General features: G+C 62.7%; 16 protein-coding genes. 12 read left to right on the top strand and 4 right to left on the bottom strand.

Features of this window, described 5'->3' with window-relative positions; translation table 11 throughout:
* Window positions 1–17: 17 nt before the first annotated feature.
* The 12 genes from ACWPWQ_RS16290 (at window position 18) to ACWPWQ_RS16235 (ending at window position 10,996) form a co-directional block, all read left to right on the top strand.
* Window positions 18–398, top strand: a complete 381-nt coding sequence (locus ACWPWQ_RS16290; protein WP_139438885.1) for a YhcB family protein — start codon at window positions 18–20, stop codon at window positions 396–398.
* An 81-nt stretch (window positions 399–479) separates the two neighbouring features.
* The gene (locus ACWPWQ_RS16285) at window positions 480–1,841 is read left to right on the top strand and encodes a Do family serine endopeptidase (protein WP_182787435.1); all 1,362 of its coding nucleotides are present in this window, start codon (window positions 480–482) and stop codon (window positions 1,839–1,841) included.
* An 89-nt stretch (window positions 1,842–1,930) separates the two neighbouring features.
* The gene (degS, locus tag ACWPWQ_RS16280; protein ID WP_139438890.1) at window positions 1,931–3,052 is read left to right on the top strand and encodes an outer membrane-stress sensor serine endopeptidase DegS; all 1,122 of its coding nucleotides are present in this window, start codon (window positions 1,931–1,933) and stop codon (window positions 3,050–3,052) included.
* A gap of 314 nt (window positions 3,053–3,366) precedes the next feature.
* Window positions 3,367–3,729: a transcriptional regulator gene (locus tag ACWPWQ_RS16275; protein WP_454010261.1), complete on the top strand. Its 363-nt coding sequence runs from the start codon at window positions 3,367–3,369 to the stop codon at window positions 3,727–3,729.
* Window positions 3,730–4,095, top strand: coding sequence for an SFCGS family glycine-rich protein (locus ACWPWQ_RS16270; RefSeq protein ID WP_139438894.1), 366 nt, complete (start codon window positions 3,730–3,732; stop codon window positions 4,093–4,095).
* Entirely contained in the window at window positions 4,095–4,391 is a 297-nt protein-coding gene (locus tag ACWPWQ_RS16265) for a DUF4312 family protein (protein WP_139438896.1), read from the top strand. Before ACWPWQ_RS16270 ends, ACWPWQ_RS16265 begins: the two co-directional genes overlap by 1 nt.
* 25 nt (window positions 4,392–4,416) lie before the next feature.
* Window positions 4,417–5,193, top strand: a complete 777-nt coding sequence (locus ACWPWQ_RS16260; RefSeq protein WP_139438898.1) for a DUF4311 domain-containing protein — start codon at window positions 4,417–4,419, stop codon at window positions 5,191–5,193.
* 11 nt (window positions 5,194–5,204) lie between these two features.
* Window positions 5,205–5,855 (top strand): DUF4310 family protein, encoded by a 651-nt coding sequence (locus tag ACWPWQ_RS16255; protein WP_025328524.1) that lies wholly within the window; start codon window positions 5,205–5,207, stop codon window positions 5,853–5,855.
* Between the two features lie 42 nt (window positions 5,856–5,897).
* Window positions 5,898–7,037, top strand: a complete 1,140-nt coding sequence (locus ACWPWQ_RS16250; protein WP_454010260.1) for an amidohydrolase/deacetylase family metallohydrolase — start codon at window positions 5,898–5,900, stop codon at window positions 7,035–7,037.
* Window positions 7,021–8,136 carry a DgaE family pyridoxal phosphate-dependent ammonia lyase gene (locus ACWPWQ_RS16245; RefSeq protein ID WP_454010259.1) on the top strand — a complete coding sequence of 372 codons (1,116 nt, stop codon included), beginning with the start codon at window positions 7,021–7,023 and terminating at the stop codon, window positions 8,134–8,136. The genes ACWPWQ_RS16250 and ACWPWQ_RS16245 overlap by 17 nt, the downstream gene beginning before the upstream one ends.
* A gap of 108 nt (window positions 8,137–8,244) precedes the next feature.
* Window positions 8,245–8,985: a 2-dehydro-3-deoxy-phosphogluconate aldolase gene (gene dagF / locus ACWPWQ_RS16240; RefSeq protein WP_454010258.1), complete on the top strand. Its 741-nt coding sequence runs from the start codon at window positions 8,245–8,247 to the stop codon at window positions 8,983–8,985.
* 106 nt (window positions 8,986–9,091) lie between these two features.
* Entirely contained in the window at window positions 9,092–10,996 is a 1,905-nt protein-coding gene (locus ACWPWQ_RS16235; protein WP_454010257.1) for a BglG family transcription antiterminator, read from the top strand.
* An 18-nt stretch (window positions 10,997–11,014) separates the two neighbouring features.
* Here ACWPWQ_RS16235 and npr read toward each other — a convergent pair whose 3' ends face one another.
* Genes npr through hpf form a run of 4 tightly spaced genes read right to left on the bottom strand, consistent with a single transcriptional unit; the run spans window position 11,015 to window position 12,951 of the window.
* The gene (gene npr, locus ACWPWQ_RS16230) at window positions 11,015–11,287 is read right to left on the bottom strand and encodes a PTS phosphocarrier protein NPr (protein ID WP_005331359.1); all 273 of its coding nucleotides are present in this window, start codon (window positions 11,285–11,287) and stop codon (window positions 11,015–11,017) included.
* Window positions 11,288–11,307: 20 nt separating this feature from the next.
* Window positions 11,308–12,174, bottom strand: coding sequence for an RNase adapter RapZ (gene rapZ / locus ACWPWQ_RS16225; protein ID WP_139438909.1), 867 nt, complete (start codon window positions 12,172–12,174; stop codon window positions 11,308–11,310).
* Between the two features lie 40 nt (window positions 12,175–12,214).
* Window positions 12,215–12,661, bottom strand: coding sequence for a PTS IIA-like nitrogen regulatory protein PtsN (gene ptsN, locus ACWPWQ_RS16220; RefSeq protein WP_010675870.1), 447 nt, complete (start codon window positions 12,659–12,661; stop codon window positions 12,215–12,217).
* Window positions 12,662–12,663: 2 nt separating this feature from the next.
* Window positions 12,664–12,951: a ribosome hibernation promoting factor gene (hpf, locus tag ACWPWQ_RS16215; RefSeq protein ID WP_005305957.1), complete on the bottom strand. Its 288-nt coding sequence runs from the start codon at window positions 12,949–12,951 to the stop codon at window positions 12,664–12,666.
* Window positions 12,952–12,958 lie beyond the last annotated feature (7 nt).

Genomic DNA, 12,958 nt, shown 5'->3' with positions numbered 1-12,958 from the left:
TGTAACAAGGAGCTTCTATGACTCTGTTAAACGGGATCCTGCTGGCGGTAGCCGCCCTGATCATCGGCGTGTTGATCGGCCGTTTCACTGTCCGCAGCCGGGATGCCGGGCGCCTGGAACAGGAGCTGAAAAAGGCTCACAAGGAGCTGGAAAGCTACCAGGGCCAGATCACCACCCACTTCGCCGACAGCGCCGCCCTGATGGAGCAGTTGGCCGATCAATACCAGACCCTCTATCGCCACATGGCCGAGCAGAGCAAGTTCCTCGCCAAGGCACAGGAACCCTTGTTCCGCGAACCTCAGGTGGAAGAAGCAAACGCTGACTCCGCCAACGAGGAGCCGGGTCAGCCGCCCCGTGACTACGCCGGTGCCTCCGGCCTGCTCAAGCAGCCCGGTTAGCCTCTGGTGGAACTAATTACGCCTTATCGTGGTCAGACCTTGACGATTGCATTGCAACTTTTTCTGGGAGCTGTTTCTCATATGCGTAAATCTCTTTCTGTATTCAGTGTGTTAGCCCTCAGTGTCGGTATCGCCCTGTCAGCCGCGCCGGCACAAGCCGCCCTGCCCCTGATGGGCAACAACAGCCAGGAGATGCCGAGCCTGGCCCCCGTGCTCGAGCAGGTGACCCCTGCCGTGGTCAATATCTCCGTCTCTGGCAAGAAGATCACCCGCCAGCGCCTGCCGGAACAATTCCGCTTCTTCTTCGGCCCCAACATGCCCGATGAGCAGGTGAGCGAGCAGCCCTTCCAGGCGCTCGGTTCCGGCGTCATCATAGATGCCAAGAAGGGCTACGTGATCACCAACGCCCACGTGGTCCACGAGGCGGACGAGATCAAGGTCAACCTGAAAGACGGTCGCGAATACGCGGCCAAGAAGATAGGTGAAGACAAGCAGTCCGACATCGCCCTGCTGCAAATCAAGGCGGAGGACCTGGTGCAGATCAAGTTCGCCGACTCGGACGAGCTGCGGGTCGGTGACTATGCCCTGGCCATCGGCAACCCCTTCGGCCTGGGTCAGACCGTCACCTCGGGTATCGTCAGCGCCCTGGGTCGCAGCGGCCTCAACATCGAGAACCTGGAGAACTTCATCCAGACCGATGCGGCCATCAACTCGGGCAACTCCGGTGGTGCCCTGCTCAACCTGCGTGGGGAGCTGATCGGCATCAACACCGCCATCCTGGGCCCGAACGGCGGCAACATCGGCATCGGCTTCGCCATTCCCTCCAACATGGTGCGCGACCTGTCCGAGCAGATCGTGAAATACGGTGAAGTGCGCCGTGGCCAGTTGGGGATCACCGGCACAGAGCTGACCACGGATATCGCCAAGTCCTTCGGCTACAACAAGAAGGATGGTGCCTTCGTCAACCAGGTCATGCCTGACTCCGCCGCCGCCAAGGCGGGCATCAAGGCCGGCGACATCATCATCAGCATAGATGGCAAGCCCATCCGCTCGTTCGGTGAACTGCGCGCCAAGATCGCCACCATGGGCGCCGACAAGCAGGTTGCACTCGGCCTCATCCGTGATGGCAAGGAGCAGACCGTCAAGGTCACCCTGAAGAAGGCCGATGACAGCGAGATCCTCGCCAGCGCCCTGCACCCGGCACTGGAAGGGGCCAAGCTCAGCACCACCACGGATCCGGTGACCGGCGTGGCTGTGGCCGACATAGATCCGCGCTCCCCTGCCGCCGCCGCCGGTCTGCAGAAGGGCGACATCATCATCGGGGTCAACCGTCTGCGCATCAACTCCATGGATGAGCTGACCAAGGCCTTGAAGAACAAGCCGGAAGTCTTGGCGCTGAACATACAGCGCGGCGACTCCTCGCTCTATTTGGTGATCCGTTAAGTCCCTCACACCCGCGGCAACCGCCGCGGGTGATTTTTATCCACCGATAATGTTATTCTCTGCGCGCAGCATGTACGGACGAGAATGACATGAAAATCCCACCTTTGATCAGTTACTTGGGCAAGTCTGTCGGCTTTGGCCTCACCGTGGCTGCGCTCCTGTTGCTGCTGTTCCCCAGTTTTCGGGGCGGCGCCCCCCTGCCGGGTCTCATCACCAATGCCCGCGAACTGAGCTTCTCCTATGCCGCCCACCGCGCAGGCCCTGCCGTCGTCAACATCTACACCCGCAGTTTCGCCGGCAATCGCGGCGAGAAGGTGGAGCTGAGGCCACAGGGGCTGGGCTCAGGGGTCATCATGAACCAGCGCGGCCATGTGCTGACCAACTACCACGTCATCGCCGATGCGGACCAGATCATAGTCGCGCTGCAGGATGGCCGGGTATTCAGCGCCGAGCTGGTCGGCACCGACAAGCTGACCGATCTCGCCGTGCTCTACATAGAGTCGGACAACCTGCCGGTAATCCCGCAGGATCCCGAGCGCCTGCCCGACGTAGGCGACGTGGTCCTCGCCATCGGCAACCCCTACAACGTCGGCCAGACCATCACCCAGGGCATCATCAGTGCCACCGGCCGCATCGGTCTCTCCAGCATGGGGCCGGACAGCAACGGCCGGCAGGATCTGCTGCAGACAGATGCCGCCATCAACGAGGGCAACTCGGGGGGCGCCCTGGTCAATGGCCGCGGCGACCTGGTGGGCATCAATACCGCCGCCTACCACCTCAACGGCAATCAGGAGAGCTACGGCATCAGCTTCGCCATCCCCTACAAGCTCGCCAAGCGGATCATGGATGAGCTGATCGCCAATGGCCGGGTCATTCGCGGCTACCTCGGCATCTCCAGCGTCGAGATCAACCCCATAGTGGCGCGCATGATGAATCTCGGGGATCTGCAGGGTCTGGTGGTAGAGAGCCTGGATCCCGATGGGCCCGCCACCAAGGCCGGCCTCAGGCGCGGGGATGTGCTGCTCAAGATCAACGGCGAGGCCATCAGCGGCGTGCGCCCCGTGATGGACAAGATCGTCGAGAGCCGCCCCGGCACCAAACTGCGCATCTCGGTGATCCGCAATGGCAAGCCCCTGGACGTCGACGTCATCATAGAGGAAGACGTGCGCTACCAGAATCTGCCCACCAGCAGCGCATCACCCGCCAGCTGACAGCAAGGAAGCCAATAGAGGGGCCATCAGGGCCCCTTTTTCGTGCCTCCCCCTCAGGCCCCTCTTCCCTGGCGTGAGATGACTCACAGTTTCCACCGGCGCCCGACCAAGCAGCTGTGGGGTGAAACTGTGGTCCTGCTCACACAGCGCCGGGGCTAATCCCTCCTTATTCCGCCTTGTTGCCACAAAATCGGCCTCTTTCGGGGCTTCTTGCCCGGGATTTCCATTTCGAATCGGAAAAACAGTGCCTCCTCCCGCCCTCTTCCACGCCTTAAGGTAATCCCATCCTTTCTGCCAGCCTTGGAGAGCAGACCTTGACTACCGACACTCATGACACCGCCCTGACCCCGAACAGCCCGGCGTTGCTGCGCAAGACAGATCTCACTCTGGTGCGCATCCACAGCCTGCTGGCGGATCAGGGCATCATCCCCAACGAGGTGCAGAAGCAGATGCTCGCCTCCCATGTCAAGGCCATGGTATGGCGCTCCCACAGCGGTGAAGCCCTGCCCGAGGTCGACCTCGGCCTGTTCGAGGAGATCTCCCCCCTCTCCCTGCGCCTCGCCGAACAGGTGGTCGGCTGGCTGGACAGGCTGGCCTATGAAGAGGCCCACCTCTTGTCCGTCCATTTCGAAGTTGCCAAAGAAAATGAACTCAGCTCAGTCAAAGGAGAAATCTAAATGTCAGCCATCAAACTCGTGATTGGAGATCGTCTCGGCAAGGGTCAGAAGGTGGGAGCAGGGGCCGAAGCCGCCGGCGCCAGCGTGACCGTCATCCCCGGCATGGCCGCCGACATGAAGCTCGGTGATGTGATGAACAAGGAGCAGGCGGATCTCGGCATCTCCTTCTGCGGCAGCGGCGGCGCCGGGGCGATCACGGCACAGACCAAGTACGGCTACAAGTGCCGCTACGGCATGCGCTCCGTCGAGGAGGGGGTGACCGCCATCAACGAAGGCTGCGTGGTACTGGGCTTCGGCTTCATGGACAAGGAAGAGCTGGGCCAGAAGCTGGTCGAAGCCTTCGCCAAGAAACACGGACGCGCCTGATGAAAGAGGACTTCACCACCCAGGTCATGGTCAACGGCAAGGGGGCGACCCGCCAGCAGGCGTTTGCCGCCGCCCTCGGTCAGGTGCAATCCAGCCTGCTCAAGGACAACCCCAGGGTGATGCTGCGCATCGAGCCACTCGAGGTCAGGGTCATCAAGGCCGAGGAGTCGGTGCGGGTGGAGAAGTTCCTGTTCTTCTTCCTGCCGCGCCAGCGCCGCGAGTTCAGGGTCCAGCTGGAGATCAGGGTCAAGGTCAGCAGCCTGGATGTCGACAAGGTGGATTTCACCAGGGCGTAACCCCACAACCAAAAGGACATGTTGGATGTTTCTAATCATTTTGATGAAGTCACTCATCATCGGCGGCCTGGTGGGCGTCGGCGTGGGAGCCGGCGCGGCGAGGATGTTCCACGCCCCGACCGTACAGGGCATGGGTGCCTTCCGCACCCTGGGTGAGCTCAACTCCTGCGAAGGGGATCCCGCCTCCCACTTCTCGTTCGGTCTTGGCTTCTTCTTCAACGCCTGGGCCTCCACGGTCGCGGCGGGCGCCTTCACCCAGGACGTGGATCACCGCATCATCCCGCACTGGGCCACGGCGGCACTGCTGTTCAAGAACCGGGATCTCGCCACTACCCTGCACGACCCGAAGAAGATGGCCATCGCCGGCGGCATCATAGGTGCCATCGTCGTCGCCTTCCTCAACAGCACGGCGGCGGCCGTGCCCGAGGCCCTGCAGGTCACTGCGGTCAAGGTGCTGGTGCCGGCGGCAAATCTGCTGGTCAACACCGTCATGCCGGTGATCTTCTGGCTGGCCGCCATAGAGGCGGGCAAGAAGTCCGGCTTCTGGGCCACCATCTTCGGCGGTCTGGCGCAGCTCATCATGGGCAACGCCGTCCCCGGCCTGGTGCTTGGCATCCTGATCGGCAAGGGAGTGGAAGAGAGCGGCTGGAACCATGTCACTCGCGTGATGATGAGCGCCATAGTGCTGCTGTTCGTGCTGAGCGGCTTCTTCCGCGGCTTCGACATGAAACTGATTGAGTCCTTCCACCTGGGCATTCCCCTGTGGCTGGAAAACGTCCATCACCTGCTTGGCAGTAAATAAGGGGCCACCACATGGATGAGAAACTGAGAAACAACTTCTGGTACGCCGACTGGTCCTTCCCCATCTTCGTCGGTCTGCTGTCGGCCGGGGTTTTTGCCGGGACCCACATGTTCTACCTGTACGGGGTCGGCGCCTTCAACGAGGTGGCCTTCGTCGCCATGCTGAAAGCCGGGATGGACACAGGTGCCTACGGCGCGGTCGCGGCCTTCGGTGCCAGCTTCCTGTTTGCCCGCATCATAGAGGGCTCCCTGGTGGGGATCCTGGATATCGGCGGCGCCATCCAGACCGGCGTCGGCCTGGGGGTGCCCGCCCTGCTGCTGGGTGCCGGCATCGTCTACCCGGTGGAGAACTTCGGCGCCTCCCTGGTCACCGGCATGGCCATAGGGCTGGCCATCGGCTACGTGATCATCCTGGCGCGCAAGTTCACCATCAACCAGAGCAACTCCACCTACGGGGCGGACGTCATGATGGGGGCTGGCAACAGCTCGGGCCGCTTCCTCGGCCCCCTGATCATCCTCTCCGCCATGGGGGCCTCCATCCCCATAGGGCTGGGTTCCCTGGCGGGGGCGCTGCTGTTCTACATCTGGGAGAAGCCCATCACAGGCGGCGCCATCCTGGGTGCCATGCTGCTCGGTACCTTCTTCCCGGTTGCGCTTGCATAACCATCCGCCGCCCTGCGGGGCGGCGCTCCAGAGGCCATCAGCATGTACGACATCATCATCAGAGCGGGACGCCAGGGAGATGGCCAGCTCATCGACATCGCCATCCAGGACGGCAAGATAGCGGCGCTAGGCGCGCTGCCAGAGACCGCCGAGGCGAAGCAAACCCTCACTCTGGCCGGGCAGGTTCATGTGAGCGCAGGCTGGATTGACGGCCACACCCACTGCTACCCCGCCTCCCCCATCTATCAGGATGAGCCGGACAAGGTGGGCGTCGAGTCCGGTGTCACCACCGTCATCGATGCGGGCAGCACGGGAGCCGACGACGTGGACGACTTCCAGCGCCTCGCCGCTGGCTGCAAGACCCGGGTCCACGCCCTGCTCAACATCTCCCGCATCGGCCTGCTGCGCCAGAACGAGCTGGCCGACAGCCGGGACCTCGATATGGATCTCGCCTCGGCGGCCATTCGCCGCCACCCCTCCTTCATCGTCGGCATCAAGGCGCGGATGAGCGGCAGCGTGGTGGGCGAAAACGGCCTGCTGCCCCTGCGCATGGCCAAGCAGATACAGCGGGAAAATGGCCAGCTGCCGCTCATGGTGCATGTGGGCAACACGCCGCCGGATCTGGACGAGATAGTCGCCCTGCTGGGAGATGGCGATCTGCTGACCCACTGCTTTAACGGCAAGCCCAACCGTATCCTGACCCTGGCAGGCGAATTGCGCCTGGCGGTACGCGAGGCGATGAAGCGGGGGCTCTTGCTCGACATCGGCCACGGCGGCGCCAGCTTCAGCTTCGAGGTGGCGGAGGCCGCCATCCGGCAAGGGATACTGCCTCACACCATCAGCTCGGATATCTACTGCAAGAACCGCATCAAGGGCCCCGTCTACAGCCTGGCCCACGTGATGTCGAAGTTTCTCGCCATCGGCATGACCCTGGAGCAGGTGCTTGCCTGCGTCACCCACCAGGCCGCCGATGCCCTGCGCCTGCCCGGCAAGGGCCGGCTCGAGATGGGCGCCGATGCCGATCTGACCCTGTTCGAGGTGAGCAGCGGCCCCACTCTCTTTACCGATACCGAAGCCGGTGCCCGCAGCGGCGACCGGCAACTGCACCCCCTCGCCGCCCTAGTCGGCGGTGACCTGGTTCTCACTCAATATGGACAATCCCACCATGCCTTCCGTGTATGAGAAATATCGGCTCAAACCCGTGATCAACGCCTCCGGGCGCATGACCATCCTCGGCGTCTCCACCCCTGAGCAGGAGGTGGTCGACGCGGTCAACTTCGGCCTGGGCCACTACTTCGAGGTCAAGGATCTGGTCAACAAGACAGGTGCCTACCTGGCCAATCTGCTCGGTGTGGAAGACGCAGTCGTGGTCTCCTGCGCCAGTGCCGGCATCGCCCAGTCGGTGGCCGCCGTCATAGTGCGCGGCGATCCCTACCGGCTGGAGCAGTTGCATGCCCATGCCCATGCCGTGCCAAGCGAAATAGTGCTGCCCAAGGGTCACAACGTGAACTTCGGCGCGCCGGTCGGCACCATGGTCAATCTGGGGGGCGGCAAGGTGGTGGAGGCTGGCTATGCCAACGAGTGCTCCCCCCCCCAGCTGGCCGCCGCCATCAACCCCGATACCGCCGCCATCCTCTATATCAAGTCCCACCACTGCGTGCAGAAGAGCATTCTGTCGGTGGCCGAGGCCGCCGAGGTGGCCAGAGCCCACGGGCTCCCGCTCATCGTCGATGCGGCGGCGGAAGAGGATCTGCGCCTCTATTACAGCCAGGGTGCGGATCTGGTCATCTACAGCGGCGCCAAGGCCATCGAAGGGCCCACCAGCGGGCTGGTGCTCGGCAAGCGTCAGTATGTGGAGTGGGTCAAGCAGCAGGCCAACGGCATAGGCCGCGCCATGAAGGTGGGCAAGGAGGGGATCCTCGGCCTGACCCACGCCATCGAGCGCTACCTGGAGAAAGAGCAGGAGAGCGGCGCCGCCATGGCCGCCAAGATGGCGTCCTTCATCGAGCGCCTCAACCAGTTGCCCGGTGTCACCGCCCGGGTGGTGTGGGACAGCGCCGGGCGCGACATAGCCCGCACCGATATCGCCTTCGACCACGCTCAGATCGGCATGACCACGGTGCAACTGGTGGCCCGTCTGCAGCAGGGCAATCCGGCCATCTACTGCCGCGGCTACAAGGCCAACGAGGGGCACATCGAGATCGACGTGCGCAGCGTAAGCCTCCCCCAGCTCGACCAGATCCATGCCGCCATTGCCCACCTCGTTCAGGAGAACAACTGATGTCTCTTACCCCTAATTACTACCGTAAACGCGTCTGCCTCGATGTATTAGCGGGTTCCAAACAGCATGCCGTCGTCCAAGACCATATCTAATTCAGGAGGATCACTGATGTCCCTTGTTCCCAACTACTACCGTGATCGCGTCTGCCTCAACGTGCTGGCAGGGTCCAGACAGAATGCCGTCGACATCTATGAGGCGGCCGAGGGGCACGTGCTGGTCGGCGTGCTCTCGAAAAACTATCCGGATGTGCCCTCCGCCGTCGCCGACATGGGGGAGTACGCCAGGCTTATCGACAACGCCCTCTCCATCGGGCTTGGCGCAGGGGATCCGCGCCAGTCCGCCATGGTAGCCGAGCTGGCTCGCCAGCTGCAGCCCCAGCACGTCAACCAGGTGTTCACCGGAGTAGGCCCCAGCCGGGCACTGCTGGGCCAGCCTGAAACCATCGTCAATGGCCTTGTCTCTCCCACCGGCACGCCGGGGATGGTGAAGATCTCCACCGGCCCCCTGAGTAGCCAGCAGCCGGACGGGATTGTACCCATCGACACCGCCATCGCCCTGCTCAAGGACATGGGTGGCAGCTCGGTCAAGTTCTTCCCCATGGGAGGCCTGGCCTGCCGCGACGAGTATCGGGCGGTGGCCGAGGCCTGTGCCCGTCACGGCTTCTGGCTGGAGCCCACCGGCGGCATCGATCTCGACAACTTCGAGGAGATAGTGCGCATCGCGCTGGAGGCCGGGGTCGAGAAGGTGATCCCCCACGTCTACAGCTCCATCATCGACAGCGAGAGCGGCCAGACCCGCCCCGAGGACGTGCGCACCCTGCTCGCCACGGTGAAGGCGCTGCTGGCATAACGACACCCGCAGGCACCGGTCCGATCACTGGCCGGTGTCTGGCTTGTTGATGACCCCCTTGTTAACATCGACCCTTTATTTCGCAACAGGAGTCTTGCCTCACCCCATGATCAAGCTGCCCCACCCCAGGCTCCATCAACTGCTGACCCAGCTCCATGCCGAGCCGCTGCCCCAGGAGGAGCTGGCCCGTCGCCTCAATGTCTCCACCCGCACAGTGCGCACCGACGTGGCGACCCTCAACGAACTGATCGCCACCCAGGGCGCCCACCTGATCCACCAGCGCGGCACCGGCTATCAACTCAAGATTTACAATCAGGGGCTGTTTGATGCGCTGCTGGCGGCACAGGAGCAGGAGAGCAGCCTGCCGCGCACCAGTCGCGAGCGGGTGCTGCATCTGCAGATCCTGCTGCTGACGGCGGAGCAGGGGATCAAGCTCGATGAGCTGGCGGATACCTGGTATCTGAGCCGGGCGGCCCTGCAGGGAGACATGGCACAGGTGAGGGAGCGGCTCGCCCACTTCGGGCTCATCATAGAGAGCAAGCCACGGCTGGGCATGCGCATCCAGGGGAGCGAGACGGCGATCCGTGCCTGCCTGACTCAGCTGCTGTGCCAGGAGCTGCTGAACAACCACCCGTTGCAGAGCCTGCCGCCCACCCTCTGCCCCAGCAAGACCCTGGAAGTGGTGGGCAACCATATTCACGACCAGCTCGGCCGCCATCAGTTGCGCCTCGCCGACGAGAGCCTGCAACAGCTCGCCATCTATTGCGCCGTCGCCCTGCTGCGTCAGGCGGCGGGCCACGAGCTGCGCGAGTTTGCCAGCGACGACATCACCCAGACCCTGGCCGCGGTGGCCCGCGACATCTATGGCGAGCTGCCGACCCTGACTCCGCCTGGGGAGGAGGAGATCGCCTGCCTCGCCATCCAGATCCAGGCCCGCCTCACTGCCGATACCCCCCAGCTCAGCCCTGCCATGGCCGCCGAGAGCGAGCAGCTGGTGGAGCATCTGCTGACCTACATCCACCAGCACTACCCCTATGATCTGCGCGCCGACCCGCAGTTGCGGGCAGACCTGCAGACCCACATCAGCGCCATGCTGCTGCGGGTCAAATACCAGATAGGCAGCCACAACCCGCTGGCGGACCACATCAAGCAGTACTATCCCCTCGCCTACGACATCACGCTGGCCGCCATCTCGGAGTGGATAAGGCAGACCCCCTACCGGCTGACCCATCACGAGATCGGCTATCTGGTGATCCATATCGGGGTCGGCCTGGAGCGCCACCATGACATCGGCTACACCCGTCGTCCCCAGGCCATGCTCCTGTGCGATGCGGGCAACGCCACCTTCCGGGTACTGGAGGCACGCATCCGGCGGGAGTACCCCCAGCTGCAGCTGACCAGCCTGGAATCGGTACGGGATTACGAGGGACTGGCGCACATCGAGCAGGACTTTGTCATCAGCACCGTCAAGGTGAGCGAGAAGAACGCCCCCGTGGTGCAGGTCGCCCCCTTCCCGACCCAATACCAGCTGGAGCAGCTCGGCAAGCTGGTGCTGATCGACCGCACCCGCCCCTACCTGCTGGACAAGTACTTCGATGCCGACCACTTCATGGTGGTCACAGAGCCGCTCAGCCAGGCGCAGCTGTTTGGCCGCATCTGTGACCAGCTGGAGTCCGAGCAGCTGGTAGAGCCGGGCTTCAGGGGGTCGTTGCACGAGCGGGAGCGCATCGTCTCCACCATGTTGGGAGAGGGCATAGCCCTGCCCCACTCCCTCGGCCTGCTGGCCCGCCGCACCCTGGTCTATACCGTGCTGGCCCCTCAGGGGATCGACTGGGGCAATGGCGAGACCGCCACCCTCGTCTTCGTGCTCGCCATCAGCAAGGCGGACTATGAGGAGGCGATGGGGCTCTACGATCTGTTTCTGGTGCTGATGAACGAAAAAGCCAGCAGGGCTCTGCTGGCTTGTCGGGACTTTTACGACTTCAAGGCGCTGGCGCGCGCCGGCTCATGACGGCAGAGGAGGCGTCGCTCACTCCTCGTTGAAGCCCGAGGTGAACAGCGCCACCACGGCGGCCAGGGCCTCCACCTCTTCCGGGCCCTCCACCTGCACCTCCACCTGCTTGCCCTGGGCGGAGTCCAGCATCAGCAGGCCGATCACGCTGTCCGCATCGGCCTCGATGCCGTCCTCGTTGCGCAGCAGCACATGGGCATCGAATCCCTGCACCAGCTCGAACAGCATCATGGCCGGTCTGGCATGGATTCCCAGCTTGTTTTTGACTTCTACCGAGGCGGAAACTGTCATCTGAACATCCTGTGGGTCTGTCAGGCTTGGGTGGAGCGCTTGTCCAGCGTGCGGTGACGGATCTGCACGTTCTTGCCAAGCAGTCGGAAGGTGCTGGCCAGCCGCTCGGCGATGAACACCGAACGATGCTGTCCGCCGGTACAACCTATGCCGACGGTCACATAGCTGCGATTGTTGCGCTCCAGGTGGGGCAACCAGGTCACCAGCATGTTCTCTATCTGCTGGATGAACAGCATCACGTCCGCCTGGGCCGAGAGGTAGTTGGCCACGGGCTCATCCTGACCGGTAAACGGCTTGAGCTCCGGGATCCAGTGGGGGTTGGGTAGGAAACGGGCATCGAACACGAAGTCCGCATCCTTGGGGATGCCGTATTTGAAGCCGAACGACTCGAACACCAGCACCAGCTCGTTCTCTTTCTTGCCGAGCACCCGGGTCTTGATGAGCTCGCTGAGGTCGTGGATGCTGAGGTTGGTGGTATCGATGCGCAGATCGGCGGTCGAGGAGAGGGGCGCCAGCAGGTGGGTCTCTTCCCGGATCGCCTCATCCAGCGACAGCTGCTTGCGGGACAGAGGGTGCAGCCGACGGCTCTCGCCATAGCGCTTGAGCAGGGTCCCGTTGTCTGCATCGAAGAAGAAGCTGGAGAACTCCACTCGCCCCTCGTTGCGCACCTGGGTCAGCAGGTTGTCGAGCTTGTCTGGCTGGGTCGGCAGGTTGCGCACGTCTATGCTGACCGCCAGCTTGTCATACTGGCTCTCCACCGAGACGATCAGCTGGGGCAGCAGGTTGACCGGCAGGTTATCCACGCAGTAGTAACCCAGATCCTCCAGCACCCTCAGGGCCACCGTCTTGCCGGAGCCCGAACGACCGCTTACCACTATTAACTGCATCTTGTCCCCTCACGCCAACGTGGCGGTGTCAGACCCGGCATCAGGCCGAAGTCATGATCTGATAGAGTTCTTCGTCGCTGGTCGCCTGGCGCAACTGGCGGCAGACGGCCTTGTCACCCAGCTTGGATGCCATCAGGGAAAGGGTCTTGAGATGCTGCTTGCACTCGCTTTCCGGCACCAGCAATGCAAAGAGCAGGTCAACCGGTTGATTGTCGATAGAATCGAAAGGGATGGGTTCGGAGAAGGTCATCAGCACGGCGGTCGGCGCAAAGGCGTCGTCGATCCGGCCGTGGGGAATGGCGATACCGGCACCGATCCCGGTACTGCCCATCTTTTCCCGCGCCAGCAGGCTTTCGAACAGCACCTGGCGGGAGGCGCCGAGGCGCTCTGCGGCCAGCTCACTGATGATCTCAAGGGCGCGTTTCTTGCTGGTACAAGGGACCGCACTCTTGGTGCAGTCCCGACTCAGTATGTGTTCAAGTTGCATAGTTATTTTTGATTTAACTTATCTTTGTGCTTGATGATCTGCCGATCCAGTTTATCCAGCAGGGTATCAATCGCCGCATACATGTCGGCATGCTGCGAATTGGCGAACACCTCTCCCCCGCTGACGTGCAGCTTGGCTTCGGCGATCTGGTTCAGTTTTTCGACGCTCAACACCACATGTACGTTGTTGATATGGTCAAAGTGACGCTCGAGTTTGGCAAATTTGTTATTCACATAATCACGCAGAGCTTCGGTAATCTCGACATGGTGTCCGGTCAGGTTAATTTGCATAACGTCT

The sequence above is a fragment of the Aeromonas sp. Marseille-Q7275 genome (assembly GCF_965119515.1).
The sequence above is the reverse complement of the archived record's forward strand: the minus strand, read 5'-3'. Positions and strand labels throughout refer to the sequence as shown.